The organism is Streptomyces sp. NPDC000983 (assembly GCF_040299205.1).
GTDB lineage: Bacteria > Actinomycetota > Actinomycetes > Streptomycetales > Streptomycetaceae > Streptomyces.
The window spans coordinates 41,460-64,366 of sequence record NZ_JBEPBM010000006.1 but is presented as its reverse complement, the minus strand read 5'-3'; the positions used below and the strand labels follow the sequence as shown (position 1 = coordinate 64,366).

General features: G+C 72.2%; 18 protein-coding genes. All 18 read left to right on the top strand.

The genetic code is table 11. The annotated features are described in order from the left end of the window. The first annotated feature begins 109 nt into the window (after window positions 1-109). Complete coding sequence (locus ABT296_RS08810) at window positions 110-1,540, top strand: OFA family MFS transporter (protein ID WP_351924772.1); 1,431 nt, start codon at window positions 110-112, stop codon at window positions 1,538-1,540. After that, the gene (locus ABT296_RS08805; RefSeq protein ID WP_351924770.1) at window positions 1,509-1,643 is read left to right on the top strand and encodes an MFS transporter small subunit; all 135 of its coding nucleotides are present in this window, start codon (window positions 1,509-1,511) and stop codon (window positions 1,641-1,643) included. The genes ABT296_RS08810 and ABT296_RS08805 overlap by 32 nt, the downstream gene beginning before the upstream one ends. A 163-nt stretch (window positions 1,644-1,806) precedes the next feature. After that, window positions 1,807-2,745, top strand: coding sequence for a beta-ketoacyl-ACP synthase III (locus tag ABT296_RS08800; protein WP_351924768.1), 939 nt, complete (start codon window positions 1,807-1,809; stop codon window positions 2,743-2,745). Between the two features lie 113 nt (window positions 2,746-2,858). Beyond that, a complete protein-coding gene (locus ABT296_RS08795) occupies window positions 2,859-3,536 on the top strand; it encodes a GntR family transcriptional regulator (RefSeq protein ID WP_351924766.1) in 678 nt (225 codons plus the stop codon). A gap of 254 nt (window positions 3,537-3,790) precedes the next feature. Next, window positions 3,791-4,972: an ROK family transcriptional regulator gene (locus tag ABT296_RS08790; protein ID WP_351924764.1), complete on the top strand. Its 1,182-nt coding sequence runs from the start codon at window positions 3,791-3,793 to the stop codon at window positions 4,970-4,972. A 136-nt stretch (window positions 4,973-5,108) separates the two neighbouring features. Continuing rightward, on the top strand, window positions 5,109-6,626 hold the full coding sequence (locus ABT296_RS08785; protein WP_351924762.1) for a sugar ABC transporter ATP-binding protein: 1,518 nt from the start codon (window positions 5,109-5,111) through the stop codon (window positions 6,624-6,626). After that, the gene (locus ABT296_RS08780; protein ID WP_351924760.1) at window positions 6,623-7,642 is read left to right on the top strand and encodes an ABC transporter permease; all 1,020 of its coding nucleotides are present in this window, start codon (window positions 6,623-6,625) and stop codon (window positions 7,640-7,642) included. Before ABT296_RS08785 ends, ABT296_RS08780 begins: the two co-directional genes overlap by 4 nt. 17 nt (window positions 7,643-7,659) lie before the next feature. Next, window positions 7,660-8,697: a substrate-binding domain-containing protein gene (locus ABT296_RS08775; RefSeq protein WP_351924758.1), complete on the top strand. Its 1,038-nt coding sequence runs from the start codon at window positions 7,660-7,662 to the stop codon at window positions 8,695-8,697. Between the two features lie 56 nt (window positions 8,698-8,753). Further along, the gene (locus ABT296_RS08770) at window positions 8,754-9,965 is read left to right on the top strand and encodes a Gfo/Idh/MocA family protein (RefSeq protein WP_351924756.1); all 1,212 of its coding nucleotides are present in this window, start codon (window positions 8,754-8,756) and stop codon (window positions 9,963-9,965) included. 14 nt (window positions 9,966-9,979) lie between these two features. Further along, window positions 9,980-10,978: a sugar phosphate isomerase/epimerase family protein gene (locus tag ABT296_RS08765; RefSeq protein WP_351924754.1), complete on the top strand. Its 999-nt coding sequence runs from the start codon at window positions 9,980-9,982 to the stop codon at window positions 10,976-10,978. A gap of 391 nt (window positions 10,979-11,369) precedes the next feature. Continuing rightward, window positions 11,370-15,101, top strand: coding sequence for a ThuA domain-containing protein (locus ABT296_RS08760; protein WP_351924752.1), 3,732 nt, complete (start codon window positions 11,370-11,372; stop codon window positions 15,099-15,101). A gap of 170 nt (window positions 15,102-15,271) precedes the next feature. Then, window positions 15,272-16,594 (top strand): inositol-3-phosphate synthase, encoded by a 1,323-nt coding sequence (locus tag ABT296_RS08755; RefSeq protein ID WP_351924750.1) that lies wholly within the window; start codon window positions 15,272-15,274, stop codon window positions 16,592-16,594. After that, a complete protein-coding gene (locus ABT296_RS08750) occupies window positions 16,591-17,706 on the top strand; it encodes an SCO3242 family prenyltransferase (RefSeq protein WP_351924748.1) in 1,116 nt (371 codons plus the stop codon). The genes ABT296_RS08755 and ABT296_RS08750 overlap by 4 nt, the downstream gene beginning before the upstream one ends. Next, window positions 17,703-18,722 (top strand): sugar phosphate isomerase/epimerase family protein, encoded by a 1,020-nt coding sequence (locus ABT296_RS08745; protein ID WP_351924746.1) that lies wholly within the window; start codon window positions 17,703-17,705, stop codon window positions 18,720-18,722. Before ABT296_RS08750 ends, ABT296_RS08745 begins: the two co-directional genes overlap by 4 nt. After that, on the top strand, window positions 18,719-19,477 hold the full coding sequence (locus ABT296_RS08740) for an EboA domain-containing protein (RefSeq protein WP_351924744.1): 759 nt from the start codon (window positions 18,719-18,721) through the stop codon (window positions 19,475-19,477). Before ABT296_RS08745 ends, ABT296_RS08740 begins: the two co-directional genes overlap by 4 nt. Next, complete coding sequence (locus tag ABT296_RS08735; protein ID WP_351924742.1) at window positions 19,477-20,325, top strand: TatD family hydrolase; 849 nt, start codon at window positions 19,477-19,479, stop codon at window positions 20,323-20,325. Before ABT296_RS08740 ends, ABT296_RS08735 begins: the two co-directional genes overlap by 1 nt. Window positions 20,326-20,328: 3 nt before the next feature. Continuing rightward, window positions 20,329-21,486, top strand: a complete 1,158-nt coding sequence (gene eboE, locus ABT296_RS08730) for a metabolite traffic protein EboE (protein ID WP_351924740.1) — start codon at window positions 20,329-20,331, stop codon at window positions 21,484-21,486. Further along, window positions 21,483-22,892: an alkaline phosphatase family protein gene (locus ABT296_RS08725; protein ID WP_351924738.1), complete on the top strand. Its 1,410-nt coding sequence runs from the start codon at window positions 21,483-21,485 to the stop codon at window positions 22,890-22,892. The genes eboE and ABT296_RS08725 overlap by 4 nt, the downstream gene beginning before the upstream one ends. The last annotated feature ends 15 nt before the right edge of the window (window positions 22,893-22,907 follow it).

Here is a 22,907-nt window from a genome sequence, read left to right as displayed (position 1 = left end):
CGACGAAAACCGGGCGGTACGACCGTTCGCCGCGCGGCGCATACCGCTCACCGCATACGGTCGACCGTCGGGTTCTCAACCACCGTGCCCGTTCCTAGCGTTCCGGATCATGAGTCCCCCCATGGCACCCCCGGGATGGAGCCGCTGGCTCGTTCCCCCCGCCGCCCTCTCGGTCCACCTCTCCATCGGACAGGCCTACGCCTGGTCCGTGTTCAAGCCGCCACTGGAGTCCGCGCTCGGTCTGAGCGGCACGCAGAGCGCGCTCCCCTTCCAGCTGGGCATCGTCATGCTGGGCCTGTCGGCCGCGTTCGGCGGCACGCTGGTCGAGCGCAACGGCCCGCGCTGGGCGATGACGGTCGCCCTGTGCTGCTTCTCGTCCGGCTTCCTGCTCTCCGCCCTCGGCGCCGCCACCGAGCAGTACTGGCTGATCGTGTTCGGCTACGGCTTCGTCGGCGGGATCGGCCTCGGCATCGGCTACATCTCGCCCGTCTCCACCCTGATCAAGTGGTTCCCGGACCGGCCCGGGATGGCCACCGGCATCGCCATCATGGGCTTCGGCGGCGGCGCGCTGATCGCCTCGCCGTGGTCGGCGCAGATGCTGGAGTCCTTCGGCGCGGACTCCGACGGAATCGCCCTCGCCTTCCTGGTGCACGGCCTGTCGTACGCGGTCTTCATGGCGCTGGGCGTCTTCCTGGTACGGGTGCCGGGGCCCGGCACGGTGGCGCGGGGCGATCTCGCGGGGGCGTCGGGGAGTGTGGGGACCGCGGCCGCCGGGGCTTCGGACGGTGCGGAAACGGCGGCACCCGCCCCCGTCCCCGAGCCGCGGCCGGCGCCCGTCGGCCCGCAGGTGACCGCGAGGCAGGCGATCCGCACCCCCCAGTTCTGGTGTCTGTGGGTCGTCCTCTGTATGAACGTGACCGCCGGCATAGGCATCCTGGAGAAGGCCGCTCCCATGATCATGGACTTCTTCGCGGAGACCTCGACCACGGTGTCGGCGACCGCCGCCGCCGGATTCGTCGCCCTGCTCTCGGCCGCCAACATGGCCGGACGCATCGGCTGGTCCTCCACCTCCGACCTGATCGGCCGGAAGAACATCTACCGCGTCTACCTGGGCGTCGGCGCCCTGATGTACGCCTGCATCGCCCTGTTCGGAGACTCCTCCAAGCCGCTGTTCGTCCTGTGCGCCCTGGTGATCCTCTCCTTCTACGGCGGCGGCTTCGCCACCGTCCCCGCCTATCTGAAGGACCTCTTCGGCACCCACCAGGTCGGCGCCATCCACGGCCGTCTGCTCACCGCCTGGTCCACCGCCGGGGTCCTCGGACCGCTGATCGTCAACTGGATCGCCGACCGGCAGGAGGAGGCGGGCCGGACCGGGGCGTCCCTGTACGGGCTCTCCTTCGCCATCATGATCGGCCTGCTGGCCGTCGGCTTCGTCGCCAACGAACTGGTCCGCCCCGTCCACCCCCGCCACCACCACGTCCCCGCACCCCGTCAGGAGGCCGTCCCCGATGCCGAACGACAGCAGTCAGAGTCCGCCTGACCGGCGCGGACTGATCGCCCTCGCCTGGCTGTGGGTGGGCACACCGCTCGCCTACGGCCTGTACGAACTGGTGCGCAAGGCGACGAAGCTGTTCACCGGGTGACCGGGGGCGGCCGACCGTTCGAAAAGTGTTCGGGCGTCCGGGTGCCTGATGGAAGCCGACAACCCGAGCGCCCGTTTCCTGTGGCATCACCTGCCGCCGTACCCGTGAGTCACTGATCAGACTGGTGGATCCCGCTACCCAAGGCAACGAGGGGGACCCCCCGATGAACGGCTCGCGCATCGCCGCGGTCGGCCACTACCAGCCGGCCAAGGTGCTCACCAACGAGGACCTGGCCGGCATGGTCGACACCAGTGACGAGTGGATCAGTTCCCGGGTGGGCATCCGCACGCGCCACATCGCCGGCCCCGACGAGCCCGTCGACGAGCTCGCCGGGCACGCGGCGGCCAAGGCGCTCGCGGCGGCCGGCCGCACCCCGGGCGACATCGACCTGGTACTGGTGGCCACCTCCACCGCCGTCGACCGCTCACCGAACATGGCTGCCCGGGTCGCCGCCCGGCTGGGCATCCCCTCGCCCGCCGCCATGGACGTCAACGTCGTGTGCGCCGGCTTCACCCACGCGCTGGCCACCGCCGACCACGCGGTCCGCGCGGGCGCCGCCACCCGCGCCCTGGTCATCGGCGCCGACAAGATGACCGACGTGACGGACTGGAACGACCGCACGACCTGTGTCCTCGTCGGCGACGGCGCGGGGGCCGCCGTGGTGGAGGCCGCCGAGGACCCCGGCATCGGACCCGTGCTGTGGGGATCGGTGCCCGAGATGGGGCACGCCGTGCGGATCGAGGGAACCCCCTCCCGGTTCGCGCAGGAGGGCCAGAGCGTCTACCGCTGGGCCACCACCAAGCTGCCGGCCATCGCCCGCCGGACCTGCGAACGGTCCGGGATCGAGCCGGCCGACCTCGCCGCCGTCGTGCTCCACCAGGCCAACCTGCGGATCATCGAGCCGCTCGCCCGGCGGATCGGCGCGGTGAACGCCGTCGTCGCCAAGGACGTCGTCGACTCCGGGAACACCTCGGCCGCGAGCATCCCGATGGCCTTCTCCAAGCTCGTCGAGCGCGGCGAGATCTCCGCCGGCGACCCGGTGCTGCTGTTCGGCTTCGGCGGCAACCTCTCCTACGCGGGGCAGGTCGTCCGCTGCCCGTGACCGCGGGGGTGTGACGAGGCCGACTCCCCCTGTGCCTGGCCTCGGTGCGCCGTAGACTGTAGACGAAAGACAATCCTTGTTCTGCTGTCCGACGGCTCTGGAGGGGGACGGCGATGTTGCCGACAGGACTGCCGCAGGGGGCGGTACCCAGGCTCGAACGCCCCGGTCCGCTGCGCGACCGGGTCTACGAGGCGCTCCTCGAACTCATCACCACCCGCGCCCTGCGCCCCGGCCAGCACCTGGTCGAGAGCGAACTCGCCGGGCACCTCGGGGTGTCCCGGCAGCCCGTGCGCGAGGCGCTGCAACGCCTGAACACCGAGGGCTGGGTCGATCTGCGGCCCGCCCAGGGCGCGTTCGTGCACGAGCCGACCGAGGAGGAGGCCGACCAGCTCCTCACCGTGCGCACCCTGCTGGAGGCCGAGGCGGCCCGGCTCGCCGCCGCCAACGCCGGGGCGGCCGGCATCGCCGCGCTGGAGGAGCTGTGCGCCGAGGGCGAGCGCGCGGTCGAGGCCGACGACGTGGACGCCGCCGTCGCACTCAACGCCCGCTTCCACGCGAAGGTGATGGAGCTGGCGGGCAACGCCGTCCTCGGCGAACTCGCCGCCCAGGTGGACCGCCGGGTGCGCTGGTACTACACGCCCGTGGCGCGGCAGCGCGGGCAGCAGTCCTGGATCGAGCACCGCCGGCTCATCGCGGCGATCTCCGACCGGGACCAGCGGCGGGCCACCGAGCTGATGCGCGAACACACCGAGCACACCCGGACCTCGTACCACGCGCGTCAGCGGGGCTGAGGCCCGGAGGCGGGTGGGGTCCGGAGGTGGCTGAGGCCCGGAAGCGGGTGGGTTCGGAAGCGGCTGAGGCGCCGGAAGCGGGTGGGTCGCCGGGTGTCGGGGGGGCCGGTCGGACCGCCCTTTGTCCTGTGAGTGGAAAAAGTCGAGGGTAATTCCTGCACAGCTTCTTCCCAGCCGTGGCGGCCGCTGCTACGTTCCCCTCGAAAGCACGGCGACCGGTGGCCGATCGAGGCGGGGAGGGGCATGTGAGACGCATGACGGCACGACCCGCGAACGGCCATCAGGCCAGGCTGCTCAAGCTGTTGCGCGACGGGGGTCCCAACTCCCGTGCGCAGTTGGGCGATCAGATCGACCTCTCACGGTCCAAACTGGCCGTGGAGGTCGACCGGCTGCTGGAGACGGGCCTGGTCGTGGCCGACGGACTCGCCGCCTCGCGCGGCGGCCGCCGCTCCCACAACATCCGGCTCAACCCCGGGCTCCGCTTCCTCGGTGTCGACATCGGCGCGACCTCGGTCGACGTCGCCGTCACCAACGCGGAACTGGAGATCCTCGGACACCTCAACCACCCCATGGACGTGCGCGAGGGCCCGGTCGCGGTCTTCGAGCAGGTCCTCGCCATGGCCGCCAAACTGCGGGCGTCCGGGCTCGCGGAGGGGTACGACGGCGCCGGCATCGGCGTCCCCGGCCCGGTCCGCTTTCCCGAGGGCGTCCCGGTGGCCCCGCCGATCATGCCGGGCTGGGACGGCTTCCCCGTCCGGGAGGCGCTCAGCCAGGAACTCGGCTGCCCGGTCATGGTCGACAACGACGTGAACCTGATGGCCATGGGGGAGCAGCACGCGGGCGTGGCACGCTCCGTGGGCGACTTCCTCTGCGTGAAGATCGGCACCGGCATCGGCTGCGGCATCGTCGTCGGCGGCGACGTCCACCGGGGCGTGACGGGCAGTGCCGGCGACATCGGGCACATCCAGGCCGTCCCCGACGGCAGGCCCTGCGCCTGCGGCAACCGGGGCTGCCTGGAAGCGCACTTCAGCGGGGCCGCCCTGGCCCGGGACGCCGAGGAGGCCGCCCAACAGGGGCGGTCGGCGGAACTCGCCGGGCGGCTGGAGACGAACGGCGGCCTCACCGCCGTCGACGTCGCCGCGGCGGCCGCCGCGGGCGACGCCACCGCCCTCGATCTCATCCGCGAGGGCGGCAACCGCACCGGCCAGGTCATCGCCGGCCTGGTCAGCTTCTTCAACCCCGGCCTGGTGGTGATCGGCGGCGGGGTCACCGGCCTCGGTCACACCCTGCTCGCCGCGATCCGCACCCAGGTCTACCGCCAGTCGCTGCCGCTGGCGACCGGCAACCTGCCCATCGTGCTGGGGGAGCTCGGCCCCACCGCCGGAGTCATCGGCGCGGCCCGCCTCATCAGCGACCACCTGTTCTCACCCGCGTAACCGCACCTGTTCCCACCCGCGTCACCGCATCTGCTCACGGACCCGGCGCAACCGGCCCGTTACACGAGTCACTTCAGCACGGCGCCCTGCTTCGCCCTGCCCTGAACACGGCCCGCACGCCCGCCAAGGGGAGCCCATGGCACCAGAACCACCGCTGCTCAGCATGTCCGAAATCACCAAGTCCTTCCCCGGTGTCCGGGCCCTCGACGGAGTCGATCTGGAGGTCCTGGACGGGGAGGTGCACTGTCTGCTCGGCCAGAACGGGGCCGGGAAGTCCACCCTCATCAAGGTCCTGGCCGGCGCCCACCAGCCGGACACCGGCACCATCCGCTGGCGCGGCGAGGAGGTCACCCTGCGCTCGCCCATCGCCGCCATGCGGCTGGGCATCGCCACCATCTACCAGGAACTCGACCTGGTGGAGCACCTGTCCGTGGCCGAGAACGTCCACCTCGGCCACGAACCGACCGCCGCCGGCTTCGTCGTCCGCAGGAAGGCCGCCCGGGCGTCGACGGCCCGGCTCCTCAAACGGCTCGGGCACCCCGAGATCGACCCCGGCCGGCTGGTGGGGGAGCTGTCGGCGGCGCAGCAGCAGATCGTCTCCATGGCGCGGGCCCTCTCCCACGACGTACGGCTGATCGTGATGGACGAGCCGTCCGCCGCCCTGGACCCGGACGAGGTCGACAACCTCTTCCGGATCGTCGGCGACCTGACCGCCGAGGGCGTCGCCGTCGTCTACATCTCGCACCGGCTGGAGGAGATCCGGCGCATCGGCGACCGGGTGACCGTGCTCAAGGACGGCCGGGCCGTGGCGGTCGGACTGCCCGCCGAGTCCACACCCACCCGGGACATCGTCGCGCTGATGACGGGCCGCAACGTCGAGTACGTCTTCCCCGAGCGGCCCGTCTCCGACGCGGTCGGCACCCCCGTGCTCCAGGTCAAGGGGCTGGCCCGCGAAGGCGAGTTCGAGCCGCTGGACCTGGAGATCAGGCCCGGTGAGATCGTCGGGCTCGCCGGACTGGTCGGCTCGGGCCGCTCCGAGATCCTGGAGACGATCTACGGAGCGCGGCGGCCCAGCCAGGGCCAAGTCCTCGTCGACGGCGCCGCGTTGCGCCCCGGCAGCGTCCGGGCCGCGGTGGCCGCCGGACTCGGGCTCGCACCCGAGGAACGCAAGGCACAGGCCCTGCTGATGCTGGAGTCCGTCACCCGCAACGTCTCCGTATCCTCCATGTCCCGCTTCTCACGCGGTGGTTGGGTCGACCGGGGCGCCGAACTCGACGCCGCGCGCGCCGCCACCCGTGAACTGTCCCTGCGGCCCGACAACCCCGCCGTGCCGGTGCGCACCCTGTCCGGCGGCAACCAGCAGAAGGCGGTCCTGGCCCGCTGGCTGCTGCGCGGCTGCCGGGTGCTGCTCCTCGACGAACCCACCCGGGGCGTCGACGTGGGCGCCCGCGCCGAGCTGTACGCGGTCGTCCGGCGCCTCGCCGACGAGGGCCTCGCCGTACTGCTCGTCTCCAGCGAGGTGCCCGAGGTCCTCGGCCTCGCCGACCGTGTCCTGGTCCTGCGGGAGGGGCGGGTCGTCCACACCGCGCCCGCCCGTGAACTCGACGAACACCGTGTCCTCGACCTCGTCATGGAAGGAAGCCCGGCGTCATGACGCAGCACGCGTCCCCACCGAGGGACGGCACCGGCAAGACCGCGGCGATACCCCAACTCCCGCCCTGGCGGGGTGTGATGGCCCGCGCCGACGTCCGCACCCTCTCCCTCCTCGGGGTGCTCGCCGCACTGATCGTCATCGGCGGCATCACCAAGCCCGACGAGTTCCTCGACACCCGCAACCTCCAACTCGTCCTCACCCAGGCGTCCGTGATCGGCGTCGTCACCGTCGGCATGACCTTCGTCATCACCTCCGGCGGCATCGACCTCTCGGTCGGCGCGATCGTCGCCCTGGCCTCGGTGTGGGCGACCACCCTCGCCACCCAGGACTACGGTTTCGGCGGGGTGCTCTTCACCTCGGTCCTGGTCGGCGTCGGCTGCGGCCTGGTCAACGGCCTGCTCATCGCGTACGGCGGGATGGTGCCGTTCATCGCCACCCTCGCGATGCTCGCCTCCGCCCGCGGACTGGCGCTCCAGATCACCGACGGCAAGACCCAGATCGTCAGCATCCCGAGCATCCTCGACCTCGGGGAACGCGACGCCTACGTCCTCGGCGTCCCCCCGCTGGTGATGGTCTTCGCCGTCGTCACGGTGATCGGCTGGCTGATCCTCAACCGCACCACCTTCGGCCGCCGCACCGTCGCCGTCGGCGGCAACGCCGAGGCCGCCCGGCTCGCCGGCATCGACGTCCGCCGCCAGCGCCTCTACCTCTACCTGCTGTCCGGACTGTGCTGCGGCATCGCGGCCTTCCTGCTGATCATCCTGTCCGGCTCCGGCCAGAACACCAACGGAAACCTCTACGAACTCGACGCCATCGCGGCCGCGATCATCGGCGGCACGCTGCTCAGCGGCGGCCGGGGCACCATCACCGGCTCCGTCCTCGGCGTCCTGATCTTCACCACGATCACCAACATCTTCGCCCTGAACAACCTGCAGAGCGACGTCCAGCAGATCGCCAAGGGCGCGATCATCGTCGCCGCCGTGCTGGTCCAGCGCCGTACCGCGAGCACGACCTGAGGAAAGGGTTCACCGCCATGCCAGAGCTCACCAGTCGCAGAGGACTGCTGTTCGGATCCGCCGCCATCGGCGCGGGCGTCCTCCTCACCGGCTGCACCAGCAACGAGTCGGACGACGAACCGGCCGCGAACGACCAGCCGGCCGCCGACGACAAGCCCGGCAAGCCCGTCACCATCGGCTTCGCCGGCCCCCAGGCCGACCACGGCTGGCTCAACGCCATCAACGACAACGCCAAGAACCGGGCGAAGAAGTACTCCGACGTCACCCTGGAGATCACCGAGGGCTCCAACGACACCGCCGCCCAGATCGGCCAGATCGAGACGCTGATCAACAAGAAGGTCGACGTCCTGGTGGTACTGCCCGCCGACGGCAAGGCGCTCACCCAGGTCGGCCTGAAGGCGATGCGCGCCGGCATCCCGGTCATCAACCTCGACCGCATCTTCAACTCGCCCCAGGCGTACCGCTGCTGGATCGGCGGCGACAACTACGGCATGGGCCTGAACGCCGGCCACTACATCGGCGAGAAGCTCAAGGACAAGTCCGGCGCCAAGGTCATCGAACTCGCGGGCCTGGACAACCTGGAGCTCACCCAGCAGCGCACCAAGGGCTTCGACGACGCCCTGAAGAACTACCCCAACATCGAGAAGGTGGCCCGCCAGGCCGCCGAGTTCACGGTCGAGTCCGGGCAGGCCAAGATGGCCCAACTGCTCCAGGCACAGTCCGACTTCGACGCCCTGTGGAACCACGACGACGACCAGGGCGTCGGTGCCCTGCGCGCCATCGAGCAGGCCGGACGCGACGACTTCCTGATGGTCGGCGGCGCCGGCGCGCTCTCCGCCTTCGAGGCCATCAAGCAGGACAGCGGGGTGCTGAAAGCGACGGTCCTGTACCCGCCGACCATGGCCGCCTCGGCGATCGACCTCGCCCGCGCGCTCGGCCAGGGCAAGGGCGTCGGTGGGCTCGCCGAGTTCGAGATCCCCGCCTCGCTGACCCTGTACTCGGCCGTCGTCGACAAGGAGAACGTCGACCAGTACATGCCCACCGGCTTCAAGTGAGCCGTGCCGTCGACCGGTTGAGCCACCCCCGACGAACGCACGAGGAGGACATCCGCATGGCACAGCCCGAGCAGTCAGAAGGTGCCGGGGCCGAGAAGCCGCCGCTGCGCGTCGGCATGGTCGGCTACGCCTTCATGGGCGCCGCCCACTCCCAGGGCTGGCGCACCGTGGGGCGCGTCTTCGACCTGCCCCGGCGTCCCGTCCTGGCCGCGGTCTGCGGCCGGGACGCGACCGCCGTGCGCCGGGCTGCCGACCGGCACGGCTGGGCGGCGGCGGAGACCGACTGGCGTGCGCTGATCGCCCGGGACGACGTCGACCTGGTCGACATCTGCACCCCCGGGGACAGCCACGCCGAGATCGCCGTCGCCGCGCTGGCGGCCGGGAAGCACGTCCTGTGCGAGAAGCCCCTCGCCAACTCCGTCGAGGAGGCCGAGGCCATGGTGCGGGCGGCCGAGGAGGCCGAGGGGCGCGGGCAGGTGGCGATGGTCGGCTTCAACTACCGTCGCCTGCCCGCCACCGCGCTCGCCCGCGACATGGTCGCCGAGGGACGGCTCGGCCGGCTGCGGCACGTACGGGTGTCCTACCTCCAGGACTGGCTGGTGGACCCCGAGTTCCCGCTGACCTGGCGGCTGCGCAGGGAGCACGCCGGATCGGGCGCGCTGGGCGACCTCGGCGCGCACATCGTCGACCTCGCCCAGTACGTGGCGGGTGAGCGGCTGGCCGGGGTCTCGGCGCTGACCGAGACCTTCGTCCGCAGCCGGCCGCTGCCCGGCGGGTCCGTGCAGGGCCTGTCCGCCGTCTCGGCCGACGGCGCCACCGGCGAGGTCACCGTGGACGACGCCGCCCTGTTCACCGCCCGCTTCCCCTCCGGGGCGCTCGCCTCCTTCGAGGCGACCCGCTTCGCCACCGGACGCAAGAACGCCCTGCGTCTCGAACTCAACGGCGAGCGCGGTTCGCTCGCCTTCGACCTGGAGCGGCTCAACGAACTCTCGTACCACGACGGTACGGAGCCCGCGGCGCACGCCGGCTTCCGCCGCATCCTGGTCACCGAGCCCGACCACCCCTACCTGGACGCCTGGTGGCCCCCGGGCCACGGCCTCGGCTACGAGCACACCTTCGTGCACCAGGCCCGCGACCTCGTCCACGCCGTCGCCGAGGGCCGCCGCCCCGTCCCGTCCTTCGCGGACGGACTCCAGGTGCAGCGCGTGCTGGCGGCGGTCGAGGAGAGCGCCGAGAAGAACGCCGTCTACACGCCCATAGCGGTCTGAGGAGGCCCCCGGTCATGCCGCGCACGTTCACGCTCTTCACCGGACAGTGGGCCGACCTCCCCCTCGAAGAGGTCTGCCGCCTGGCCCGCGACTTCGGCTACGACGGACTCGAACTGGCCTGCTGGGGCGACCACTTCGAGGTCGACAAGGCCCTGACCGACCCCGGCTACCTGCCCTCCCGGCACGCACTGCTCGACAAGTACGGGCTGAAGTGCTGGGCGATCTCCAACCACCTCGTCGGCCAGGCCGTCTGCGACGCCATCATCGACGAGCGCCACCGGGCGATCCTGCCCGACGAGGTGTGGGGCGACGGCGAGGCGGAGGGGGTACGGCGGCGCGCGGCGACCCGGATCGCGGACACCGCGCGGGCCGCCGCCGCCTTCGGCGTCGACACCGTCATCGGCTTCACCGGGTCCGCCATCTGGCACCTGGTCGCCATGTTCCCGCCCGCCCCCGAGTCGATGATCGAACGCGGCTACGAGGACTTCGCGCAGCGCTGGAACCCGATCCTCGACGTCTTCGACGCCGAGGGCGTCCGCTTCGCCCACGAGGTCCACCCCAGCGAGATCGCCTACGACTACTGGACGACCCAGCGCGCGCTGGAGGCGGTCGGGCGGCGGCCGGCCTTCGGCCTGAACTTCGACCCCTCCCACTTCGTGTGGCAGGACCTCGATCCGGTGGGCTTCCTCTGGGACTTCCGGGACCGCATCTACCACGTCGACTGCAAGGAGGCCCGCAAGCGCCTCGACGGGCGCAACGGCCGGCTCGGCTCGCACCTGCCCTGGGGCGACCCGCGGCGCGGCTGGGACTTCGTCTCCGCGGGACACGGCGACGTGCCCTGGGAGGACGTCTTCCGGATGCTGCGCTCCATCGACTACCAGGGGCCGGTCTCGGTCGAGTGGGAGGACGCCGGCATGGACCGGCTCCAGGGCGCCCCGGAGGCCCTGACCCGACTGAAGGCCTACGACTTCGACCCGCCCAGCGCGTCCTTCGACGCCGCGTTCAACAGCTGACGCGGCGTTTCCGCGCCCGGGCGTTCCCACAACTGGACCAGGTACCCGGCGGCAGGTCGGGACGGGGGCCGGCACCACCGCCGGTCCCCTCTCCGACCTGCCCGGATGTCACTTTGTCCTGAGCCGGGAAAAAGTTGAACCAATGCCGCCCCAAGGGGTGTTCGTCTCGCACTGACACGGTTAACGTCCCTGATGTGTTCAGGACAGGCGCATGAGTCCAGGACACACCGAAGTGCCTCCCGCGCACATGGAAAGCGCTCACGGCACCGCGCTCACCACACATGGAGAGCGCACCTCGCACACACCTCCGGGGTGACGGCGCACCCCGGCGCCCGCACCGCACGTCCTCGCACCCATCCCACACGGCCCACACCGTTCCCGGAGGGACTTCGTGCACAGCACCAAAAACACCGGCCCCACCCGCACCAGCAACCGAAGAAACCCCAGACTTCGCACCGCCCTCGCCCTGCTCACCGGCCTCGTCCTCGCCGTGGGCACCCCGGCGACCGTCGCCGGCGCCCACCCCGGCCACCCCGAGCACGACGAACCGGCCGCCGCCGAAGGGCAGTTCCAGCAGGTACCGCTCGCCAAGGGCGAACCCGAGACGGGCGAGCCCATGTCACTCGCGGTCCTCCCGGACCGCAGCGTCCTGCACACCTCGCGCGACGGCACCCTGCGCCTGACCGACCAGGGCGGCGTCACCAGGATCGCCGGCAAGCTCGACGTCTACAGCCACGACGAGGAGGGACTCCAAGGCGTCGGCATCGACCCGGACTTCGAGAACAACCGGGCGATCTACCTCTACTACGCCCCGCCGCTGGACACCCCCACCGGGGACGCCCCCGAGACCGGCACCGCCGAGGAGTTCGCCAAGTTCGACGGCGTCAACCGCCTCTCCCGCTTCGTCCTCAACGCCAACGGCACGCTGAACACGGCCAGCGAGAAGAAGGTCATCGACGTCGCGGCCTCCCGCGGCATCTGCTGCCACGTCGGCGGCGACATCGACTTCGACGCGGACGGCAACCTCTACCTGTCGACCGGCGACGACACCAACCCCTTCGCCTCCGACGGCTACACGCCGATCGACGACCGCGAGGGCCGCAACCCCGCCTTCGACGCCCGCCGCAGCTCCGGCAACACCAACGACCTGCGCGGCAAGATCCTCCGTATCAAGGTCGCCGAGGACGGCTCCTACACCGTCCCCGAGGGCAACCTCTTCGCCCCGGGCACCGACAAGACCCGTCCCGAGATCTATGCGATGGGCTTCCGCAACCCGTTCCGGATGAGCGTCGACGACAAGACCGGCACCGTCTACGTCGGTGACTACGGCCCCGACGCCGGCGCCGCGAGCCCCGGCCGGGGACCCGCCGGACAGGTCGAGTTCGCCAAGGTCACCGAGCCCGCCAACTTCGGCTGGCCGTTCTGCACCGGCGACAACGACCCCTACGTCGACTACGACTTCGCCACCGGGACCTCCGGCGAGCCCTTCGACTGCGCCGCCCCGAAGAACACCTCCCCGTACAACACCGGTCTGGTCGACCTGCCGCCCGCGCAGGCCGCCTGGATCCCGTACGACGGCGGCTCCCTGCCCGAGTTCGGCAGCGGCTCCGAGTCCCCGATGGCCGGCCCCGTCTACCGCTACGACCCCGACCTCGACTCCAGCGTGAAGTTCCCCGAGTCCTACGACGGCGACTTCTTCGCCGGTGAGTTCGGGCGCCGCTGGATCAAGCGGATCGAGCAGAACGACGACGGCACCGTCGCCAAGATCAACGACTTCCCGTGGACCGGCACCCAGATCATGGACATGGAGTTCGGCCCCGACGGCGCCCTCTACGTCCTCGACTACGGCGTCTCCTGGTTCCAGGGCGACGAGCACTCCGCGCTCTACCGGATCGAGAACGCCGAGGACGGCTTCTCCCCGATCGCCGAGGTCAGCGCCGACAAGACGTCCGGCGCCGCCGGACTGAAGGTCACCTTCACCGGCTCCGCCAAGGACGCCGACTCCCCGGAACTCACCTACAGCTGGGACTTCGGCGACGGCACCACCGGCGAGGGACTCAACCCGACCCACCGGTACAGGAAGGTCGGCACCTACAGCGCCACCTTCACCGCCACCGACCCCGAGGGCAACACCGGCAACGCCAGCGCCCGCATCGTCGTCGGCAACACCGAACCCAAGGTCAGGATCGACATCCCGGGCAACGGCACCATGGCCGAGTTCGGCAAGCCCGTCCCCTTCAAGGTGACCGTCACCGACCCCGAGGAGAGCGTCGACTGCACCAAGGTCAAGGTCGCCTACAGCCTCGGCCACGACTCCCACGCCCACGAACTCACCAGCGAGACCGGCTGCGAGGGCACCCTCACCCCGCCGCCCGGCGACGGCGGACACGACCCCAACGCCAACATCTACGGCGTCGTCGGCGCCAGCTACACCGACGGCGGCGCGAACGGCCAGGAGGCGCTCACCGGCACGGCCCGCGCCGTCCTCCAGCCGCTGCACCGCCAGGCCGAGCACTTCGGCAAGCAGTCCGGCATCCAGACGTACGACAAGGCCGGGGCCAACGGGGGCAAGACCGTCGGCGACATCAACGACGGCGACTGGATCGCCTTCAGCCCCTACCGGTTCGACGGCCAGAAGAAGATGACCGTACGGGCCTCCTCCGGCGGCGCGGGTGGCTTCGTCGAACTGCGCACCGGCTCCCCCGACGGACCGCTGCACGGCTCGGCGTACATCCCGCCGACCGGCAGCTGGGACACCTTCCAGAACGTCGACGTCCCGCTGCGCTCCCTGCCCCGCGGCACCACGGAGATCTACCTCGTCTTCAAGGGCGGCGAAGGCGCGCTCTACGACGTCGACGACTTCGAGTTCTCCAAGGAACCCTTCAAGGGCGGCAAGAAGGTCCTCGTCTTCTCCAGGACCGCCGGGTTCCGGCACGACTCCATCCCGGCCGGCATCGCGGCCCTGAAGGAACTCGGCGGCCCGGCCGGCATCACGGTCGACGCCACCGAGGAGCCCCGCCAGTTCACCACCGCCAACCTCGCCAAGTACGACGCGGTCGCCTTCCTCTCCACCACCGGCGATGTTCTCAACGCCGAACAGCAGCAGGCGTTCGAGAAGTACGTGGCGGGCGGCGGCGGATACATGGGTATCCACGCGGCCGCCGACACCGAGTACGACTGGGAGTTCTACGGCGGTCTCGTCGGCGCCTACTTCGACTCGCACCCGGCCATCCAGAAGGCCACCGTGCGCGTCGAGGACCACGACCACCCCTCCACCGCGCACCTCGGCGACGCCTGGGAGCGCACCGACGAGTGGTACAACTACCGCACCAACCCGCGCGAGCAGGCCAAGGTCCTCGCCACCCTGGACGAGACCACCTACCAGGGCGGCACCATGAAGGGCGATCACCCGATCGCCTGGTGCCAGAGCTACGGCGGCGGCCGCTCCTTCTACACCGGCGGCGGCCACACCAAGGAGTCCTACACCGACGAGGCCTTCCGCGCCCACCTGCTCGGCGGCCTCCAGTACGCCACCGGCCAGGTCAAGGCGGACTGCAAGCCGGACAAGGGCTACCGGAAGATCTTCAACGGCCAGACCCTGGACGGCTGGAAGCAGGCCGGCCCAGGCAGGTTCAACGTCCAGGACGGCACCCTGGTCTCCGAGGGCGGCATGGGCCTGCTGTGGTACCAGGCCAAGGAGCTGAAGTCGTACTCCCTCAAGCTCGACTGGAAGATGCGCGGCGACGACAACTCCGGGATCTTCGTGGGCTTCCCCGCCTCCGACGACCCCTGGTCCGCGGTGAACAAGGGCTACGAGATCCAGATCGACGCCACGGACGCGGCCGACCGCACCACCGGGTCCGTCTACTCCTTCAAGTCGGCGAACCTCAAGGCCCGTGACCAGGTCCTGCGGCCGCCCGGCCAGTGGAACTCCTACGAGATCAAGGTCCAGGGCGAACGCCTCCAGGTGTTCCTCAACGGAGTGAAGATCAACGACTTCACCAACAAGGACCCCCAGCGGAGCCTGACCGACGGCTACCTCGGCCTGCAGAACCACGGGTCCGCCGACCAGGTCTCCTTCCGCAACATCCAGTTGAAGGAACTGCCCACCACGGGCGGCTGAGCGACGACGGGCGGGGGACGCCGGACCCCCGCCCGCCGTCTTCGCCCCACCGGGGATCCCTGTCCCACCGGGGTTCCTGTCCCACCAGAGTCTCTGTCCCACCGGAGCCTCCGCCCCATCAGGCTCTGCGCCCCACCCCACCAGGCTCGCGCACGATCAGGAGGCTGCTCATGTCCGCGTCCCTTGCCCGACCGCGTGTGGGGGTGTGGCTGATCGGAGCCCGAGGCTCCGTCGCCACCACCGTCGTCACCGGGTGCGCCGCCGTCACCGCCGGACTGCACCCGGCCACCGGCATGGTGACCGAGACCCCGGCCTTCACCGACAGCGGCCTGCCCGCCCTGTCCGACCTCGTCTTCGGCGGCCACGACACCCTCGACTGCCCCCTGCCCAAACGGGCCGAGACCCTCACGGCCGGCGGCGTCCTCCCCCCGGGCGTCGCCACCGCGGTCGCCGCCGAACTCGCTGCCGCCGACCGGGAGATCCGGCCCGGCGGCCCCGTACCGGGGGACACCCGTGGCGAGGCCGAGCTGATCGCCGCCTTCGCCGACGACATCCGCGACTTCACCCACCGGCACGCACTGCGGCGGACCGTCGTCGTCAACGTCGCCTCCACCGAACCCGCACCCCAGGACCCCGGCGCCCCGCTGCCCGCCGGCACCCTCTACGCCCTGGCCGCCCTGCGCGCCGGCTGTTCCTACGTCAACTTCACCCCCTCCGCGGGCATGCACCACCCCGTCGCCGCCCGCGAGTCCGAACGGAGCGGCCTGCCGCACGCCGGCCGCGACGGCAAGACCGGACAGACCCTCCTGCGCGCCGTACTGGGCCCGATGTTCGCCCAACGCGCCCTCACCGTACGGGCGTGGTCCGGCACCAACCTGCTCGGCGGCGGCGACGGAGCAGCCCTCGCCGACCCGGCCGCGGCCGCGGCGAAGAACGCGGGCAAGGAACGCGTCCTCGCCGACACCCTCGGCACGGTCCCCGAAGGACAGGTCCACATCGACGACGTCCCCGCCCTCGGCGACTGGAAGACGGCCTGGGACCACATCGCCTTCGACGGCTTCCTCGGCACCCGCATGATCCTCCAGACCATCTGGCAGGGCTGCGACTCGGCGCTGGCCGCACCCCTGGTCCTGGACCTCGCGCGCCTCACCGCCCGCGCCCACGAGCGCGGCCTGTCCGGGCCCCTGGCCGAACTCGGCTTCTACTTCAAGGACCCGGTGGGCTCCGGCCCCGCGTCCCTGGCCGAGCAGTACAAGCAACTGCTCGACTTCGCGGGGATCCTGGCGGGGCCGGGGCCATCGACGGCGCCGGAGCGGGAGCCGGAGCGGGAGCCGGAGCCGTCGACGGCGCCGGGACCATCGTCGGACGCGGGCGGAACGCTCGAGACCGGTGTGGGGGTGGAGGCCGGTGGGGGCGGGCTCTCGGGTGGTGGTGCGGGGGTGGAGCCCGGTGGGGACGGGGTCTCCGGTGGTGGTGCGGGGGAGGAGAGTTGAGCGGGCGCGGCCCTGCCGCCGGTTTCGGCACTTCCCACCCCTGGGCCGAACTCCTGCGCCTGCCCGCCCTGTTCACCGTCCCGGGCGACGCCCTGGCCGGCGCCGCCGCCACCGGCGCACCCCGTGACTCCCGGACCCTGCTGGCCATCGGCTCCTCCCTCTGCCTGTACGAGGCCGGAATGGCCCTCAACGACTGGGCCGACCGCGAGGAGGACGCCGCCGAACGCCCCCACCGCCCCCTGCCCTCCGGCCGCGTCCGCCCCGCCGCCGCCCTCACCGCGGCCTGCGCGCTCACGGCCGCCGGCCTCGCCCTGGCCGCCCGGGCGGGCCGCCCCGCCCTGTCCGTCGCAGCCCCCCTCGCCGCCACGGTCTGGGCCTACGATCTACGGCTGAAGCACACCCCGGCGGGACCCGCCGCCATGGCGACGGCCCGTGCGCTCGACCTCCTGCTCGGCGCCGCGGCCACCGGCGGCCCCATCCGACGGGCCCTCCCCTCCGCAGCCGTCCTGGGCACCCACACCCTGGCGGTCACCCACGTCTCCCGCAACGAAACCCAGGGCGGCTCCTCCCTGGCCCCCCTGACAGCACTCGCGGCAACGGGACTGCTGAGCGCCCTGGTTAGCGGCGTTCGCGCGGGCGGGCGAGGTGCGCTCACGGGGTCTGCCGCGTCCGGGACGCAGGGCGAACCAGGGATGCCGACGGCACCCGGCAGGCCGCCCACGCCCGGGACGTCGGCCGCATCCCGGACACCGACCGGAACCGGGACGTCGGCCCCCTCCAGCACGCCAGCCGCATCCCGGACACCGGCCGGATCCGCCGCAGCGCGCCCTGTGTCCAGCCCCCCGCCCGGCCCCCTCCGCGCAGCCCTCCCCTCCGCCCTCCCCACCGTCCTCGCCGCCACGTACGCCGCGACCGCCGCCCGCCCCTACCTGCACGCCGCTCTCAACCCCTCACCCCCGCTCACCCAACGTGCCGTCGGCGCCGGCATCCGCGCCGCCGTCCCCCTCCAGGCAGCGCTCACCGCACGCTCCGGCGCCCCGGTCACCGCTGTGCTCATCGCGGCCCTCGCCCCGCTGGGCCGCCGGTTCGCGAGGAAGGTGAGCATCACATGACCCCCACGCCAGACCCCACCCCGGCCACCCCCGCTCCGGCCGCCCCCACTCAGGCCCCCTCCTTCGCGCCCCGCACCCCTTCCCCGGGGCCCGCCCCCGCCCCCACCCCCACCCTCCGCTTCGGCTACGGCACCAACGGCCTCACCGATCTCCGGCTCGACGACGTCCTCTCCCTCCTCGCCGACCTCGGCTACGACGGCGTCGGGCTGACCCTCGACCACATGCACCTGGACCCGATGGCCCCGGACCTCGCCGGCCGCGTCCGCCGCCTCGCCCGCCGGCTGGACGCCCTCGGCCTCGGCGTCACCGTCGAGACCGGCGCCCGCTACGTCCTCGACCCGCGCCGCAAGCACGGCCCCTCCCTCCTCGACCCGGACCCGGAGGCCCGCGCCCGCCGCGTCGACCTGCTGATCCGGGCGGTGCGGGTCGCCGCCGACCTCGGCGCCCACGCCGTGCACTGCTTCAGCGGCGTCACCCCGCACGGCACCGACCCGGACACCGCGTGGAAACGGCTCGCCGAGTCACTGGCCCCCGTCCTCGAAGCGGCCGCCCACGCTGAGGTCCCCCTCGCCGTCGAACCCGAGCCCGGCCATCTCCTCGCCCGCCTCGCCGACTTCCACCACCTCCGCCTCCTCCTCGGTGACCCCGCACACCTCGGCCTGACCCTCGACATCGGTCACTGCCAGTGCCTCGAACCGCTCCCTCCCGCCGACTGCGTCCGCGCCGCCGCGCCCTGGCTGCGGCACGTCCAGATCGAGGACATGCGCCGCGGCGTCCACGAACACCTCCCCTTCGGGGACGGCGAGATCGACTTCCCGCCCGTCCTCGCGGCCCTCGCCGCCACCGGCTACCAGGGCCTGACCGTGGTGGAACTGCCCCGCCACTCCCACGCGGGCCCCCACCACGCCGAACACGCCCTCCCGTTCCTCCGCGACGCCGCCACCGCCGCAGCGGGCCCCACCCACGCCCCGCGCCCAGGCGAACCCTCGGCCACCCCCGAAGGGAGCACCCCATGACCCACCCCCGCCCCACCACGGGCACCCCGACGGCGGACCCCGACCCCACCCCCGCCACCCCACCCGCCCCCGCACCCCGGCCCGCGCCCGCCACCCCACTCGCCCAGTCCCCGCCCGCCGCGCTCCACGCCCACCTCAGAACCCACCTGACGGGAGCCGCCCGGGCCTGGCTGGACCAGGCCCTCGACGAGGCCGCCACCCATCCCGGGGCCCACGGCCCCATCTCCGTATGGGAGTTGAGGTTGGCCGAGGCGGGCCGCCGCTGCGGCGCCGAGTACGCCGACGCCGTCCGCGTCCTCATCCTGCTCGCGGCCCGGGCCGACGCCGACGCCGCAGGCCGCGTCTACTCCCAGGGCACCGGCCCCGAACGGCGCGCCGTCCTGCACGCCCTGCCCCACCTGGTGCCGGGCCCCGACGCCCTCCCACTGGTCGAGGACGCCCTGCGGACCAACGACACCGGTCTCCTCGGCGCCGCCGTCGGCCCGTACGCCGCCCGGCACCTCGCCCCGCACCAGTGGCGCCACGCCGTCCTGAAATGCCTCTTCACCGGCGTGCCCGTCAACGTGGTGGCGGACCTGGAGCGCCGCGCCCGCGCCGACACCGAACTCGCCCGCATGCTCGACGACTACGCCGCCGAACGCACCGCCGCAGGCCGCCCCGTACCCGAGGACCTGTACCGCGTCCTGGCCCTGACCGAAGCGGGCTCCCCACCACCACCGCACGGCTCGGTCCACCCCCACGGCAAGGAGTCCTGATGCGCATCTTCGACCCCCACATCCACATGACCTCCAGGACCACCGACGACTACCGGGCCATGTACGACGCGGGCGTCCGCGCCGTCGTCGAACCCTCCTTCTGGCTGGGCCAGCCCCGCACCTCGCCGGCCACCTTCCTCGACTACTTCGACTCCCTCCTCGGCTGGGAACCCTTCCGCGCCGCCCAGTACGGCATCGCCCACCACTGCACCCTCGCCCTCAACCCCAAGGAGGCCAACGACCCCCGCTGCCTGCCCGTCCTCGACGAACTGCCCCGCTATCTCGTCAAGGACCAGGTCGTCGCCGTCGGGGAGATCGGCTACGACTCGATGACCCCGGCCGAGGACACCGCCCTCGCCGCCCAGCTCCAGCTCGCCGCCGACCACGGGCTGCCCGCGCTGGTCCACACCCCGCACCGCGACAAGGCGGCCGGACTGCGCCGCACCCTGGACGTCGTCGGGGAGTCCGCGCTCTCCCCGGACCGCGTCCTGGTCGACCACCTCAACGAGACCACCGTCAAGGAGGCCAAGGACAGCGGCTGCTGGCTCGGCTTCTCCGTCTATCCCGACACCAAGATGGACGAGGAGCGGATGGTCGCCGTCCTGCGCGCCTACGGCCCCGAGCAGGTGCTGGTCAACTCCGCCGCCGACTGGGGCCACAGCGATCCCCTCAAGACCCGCAGGGTCGGCGAGGCGATGCTCGCCGACGGCTTCACCGAGGACGACGTCGACCGGGTGCTGTGGCGCAACCCCGTCGCCTTCTACGGGCTCAGCGGCCGGCTGAACCTTCGGAGCGCGACCACCGACGCCACCCACGAGGGCAACTCGATCCTGCGCGGCGGGGCGTGAACCATGCGCTTCAGGCACCCCGACGGTTCCACCGTCCACCTCGCCTACTGCACCAACGTCCACCCCGCCGAGACCCTCGACGGAGTCCTCGCCCAGCTCCGCGACCACTGCGAACCGGTCCGCCGCCGTCTGGGCCGCGACCGCCTCGGCATCGGCCTGTGGCTGGCCAGGGACGCCGCCCGCGCCCTGGTCACCGACCCGGCAGCCCTGCGCGGCCTGCGCTGCGAACTGGACCGGCGGGGCCTGGAGGTCGTCACCCTCAACGGCTTCCCCTATGAGGGCTTCGGCGCCGAGGAGGTCAAGTACCGCGTCTACCGGCCCGACTGGAACGAACCCGAACGCCTCGACCACACCACCGCCCTCGCCCGCGTCCTGACCGGACTGCTCCCCGACGACATCGACGAGGGCAGCATCTCCACCCTGCCGCTCGCCTGGCGCACCCGGCAGGCGGAGTCGGCCCGCACCGCGCTGCGCGCCCTCGGCGAACGCCTCGACGCCCTCGCGGAACTCACCGGCCGCTCCATCCGGATCGGACTGGAACCGGAACCCGGCTGCCTCGTCGAGACGACCGGCGACGCCATCGCCCCGCTCACCGCGATCGACCACCCGCGCATCGGGATCTGTGTCGACACCTGCCATCTGGCCACCTCCTTCGAAGACCCGCACACCGCCCTGGACGCCCTCGTGGCGTCCGGGACACCCGTCGTCAAATCCCAGCTCTCCGCCGCCCTGCACGCCGAGCAGCCGCACCTCCCCGAGGTCCGCGAGGCCCTCGCCGCCTTCGACGAGCCCCGCTTCCTGCACCAGACCCGCGCCCGCACGGCAGCCGGCCTGCGCGGCACCGACGACCTCGGCGAGGCCCTCACGGGCCGCGTCCTGCCCGACGCGGTGCCCTGGCGCTCCCACTTCCACGTGCCGCTGCACGCGTCCCCCGCCGCACCCCTCGCCTCCACACTCCCCGTCCTGAAGGGCGCGCTGACCCGGCTCGTCGGCGGCCCGCACCCCCTCGTGCGCCATCTGGAGGTCGAGACCTACACCTGGCAGGCCCTCCCGCCCGAGCTGCGCCCCGGCACCCGGGGCCAGCTCGCCGACGGCATCGCGGCCGAACTCACCCTCGCGCGCGACCTGCTGACCGACCTCGGGCTGAAGGAGCTCCCATGACCACGAGCACCCCAGGGACCGCCCCCGGCACCGGTCCCGTCCCGCTCCTCGTCCTCGACGTCGTCGGCCTCACCCCCCGTCTCCTCGACCACATGCCCCACCTCAAGACCCTCGCCCGCAACGGCTCGCACGCCCCGCTCGGCACCGTCCTGCCCGCCGTCACCTGCGCCGCCCAGTCCACCTTCCTCACCGGCACCCATCCGGCCGAACACGGCGTCGTAGGCAACGGCTGGTACTTCCGCGAACTCGGCGACGTCCTGCTCTGGCGCCAGCACAACGGACTGGTCGCCGGGGACAAACTCTGGGACGCCGCCCGCCGCGCCCACCCCGGCTACACCGTCGCCAACATCTGCTGGTGGTACGCCATGGGCGCCGACACCGACTTCACCGTCACCCCCCGCCCGATCTACTACGCCGACGGCCGCAAGGAGCCCGACTGCTACACCCGCCCGCCCGCACTGCACGACGAACTCACCGCGGAACTCGGCACGTTCCCCCTCTTCCACTTCTGGGGACCCGGCGCCGACCTGGTCTCCAGCCGCTGGATCATCGACGCGACCCGCCACATCATGCGCACCCGCCACCCCGACCTGGCGCTCAGCTACCTCCCCCACCTCGACTACGACCTCCAGCGCTTCGGCCCCGACGACCCGCGCTCCCTGAAAGCGGCCGCCGACCTGGACACCGCCCTCGCCCCGCTCCTGGACGACGCCCGCGCCGAGGGCCGTACCGTCGTCGCCCTGTCCGAGTACGGCATCACCCGGGTGCACCGGCCCGTCGACATCAACCGCGCCCTGCGCCGCGCGGGCCTGCTGGAGGTGCACACCCAGGACGGCATGGAGTACCTCGACACGATGGCGTCCCGCGCCTTCGCCGTCGCCGACCACCAGATCGCCCATGTGTATGTGCGCCGCCCGGAGGACCTCGACGCGACCAGGGCAGCACTGGAGGGACTGCCCGGACTCGGTGAACTCCTCGACGACGAGGGCAAGAAGGCCCACCACCTCGACCACCCGCGCTCCGGCGAACTCGTCGCCGTGGCGGAGCCGGACGCCTGGTTCACGTACTACTACTGGCTCGACGACGACCGCGCGCCCGACTTCGCGCAACTGGTCGAGATCCACCGCAAACCCGGCTACGACCCGGTCGAGCTGTTCATGGACCCGCTCGACCCCTACGTCAAGGTCAAGGCCGCCACCGCGCTGGCGCGCAAGAAACTCGGCATGCGCTACCGCATGGCGGTGGTGCCTCTGGACCCCTCACCTATTCGCGGCAGCCACGGCCGCCTTCCGCAGAGCGACGACGACGGTCCGCTCCTCATCTGCTCCACCCCCCGCGCTGTCGGCGACCGCCTCGCGGCCACCGATGTGAAAGCACTCCTGCTCCAACTCGCCGGTCTCGCCTGAGCGTCGTGCCCGAGG

Coding starts and splice junctions, on each gene's coding strand:
- ABT296_RS08810 (WP_351924772.1), top strand. CDS start 110: ATGAGTCCCCCCATGGCACCCCCGGGATGGAGCCGCTGGCTCGTTCCC.
- ABT296_RS08805 (WP_351924770.1), top strand. CDS start 1,509: ATGCCGAACGACAGCAGTCAGAGTCCGCCTGACCGGCGCGGACTGATC.
- ABT296_RS08800 (WP_351924768.1), top strand. CDS start 1,807: ATGAACGGCTCGCGCATCGCCGCGGTCGGCCACTACCAGCCGGCCAAG.
- ABT296_RS08795 (WP_351924766.1), top strand. CDS start 2,859: ATGTTGCCGACAGGACTGCCGCAGGGGGCGGTACCCAGGCTCGAACGC.
- ABT296_RS08790 (WP_351924764.1), top strand. CDS start 3,791: ATGACGGCACGACCCGCGAACGGCCATCAGGCCAGGCTGCTCAAGCTG.
- ABT296_RS08785 (WP_351924762.1), top strand. CDS start 5,109: ATGGCACCAGAACCACCGCTGCTCAGCATGTCCGAAATCACCAAGTCC.
- ABT296_RS08780 (WP_351924760.1), top strand. CDS start 6,623: ATGACGCAGCACGCGTCCCCACCGAGGGACGGCACCGGCAAGACCGCG.
- ABT296_RS08775 (WP_351924758.1), top strand. CDS start 7,660: ATGCCAGAGCTCACCAGTCGCAGAGGACTGCTGTTCGGATCCGCCGCC.
- ABT296_RS08770 (WP_351924756.1), top strand. CDS start 8,754: ATGGCACAGCCCGAGCAGTCAGAAGGTGCCGGGGCCGAGAAGCCGCCG.
- ABT296_RS08765 (WP_351924754.1), top strand. CDS start 9,980: ATGCCGCGCACGTTCACGCTCTTCACCGGACAGTGGGCCGACCTCCCC.
- ABT296_RS08755 (WP_351924750.1), top strand. CDS start 15,272: ATGTCCGCGTCCCTTGCCCGACCGCGTGTGGGGGTGTGGCTGATCGGA.
- ABT296_RS08745 (WP_351924746.1), top strand. CDS start 17,703: ATGACCCCCACGCCAGACCCCACCCCGGCCACCCCCGCTCCGGCCGCC.
- ABT296_RS08740 (WP_351924744.1), top strand. CDS start 18,719: ATGACCCACCCCCGCCCCACCACGGGCACCCCGACGGCGGACCCCGAC.
- ABT296_RS08735 (WP_351924742.1), top strand. CDS start 19,477: ATGCGCATCTTCGACCCCCACATCCACATGACCTCCAGGACCACCGAC.
- eboE (WP_351924740.1), top strand. CDS start 20,329: ATGCGCTTCAGGCACCCCGACGGTTCCACCGTCCACCTCGCCTACTGC.
- ABT296_RS08725 (WP_351924738.1), top strand. CDS start 21,483: ATGACCACGAGCACCCCAGGGACCGCCCCCGGCACCGGTCCCGTCCCG.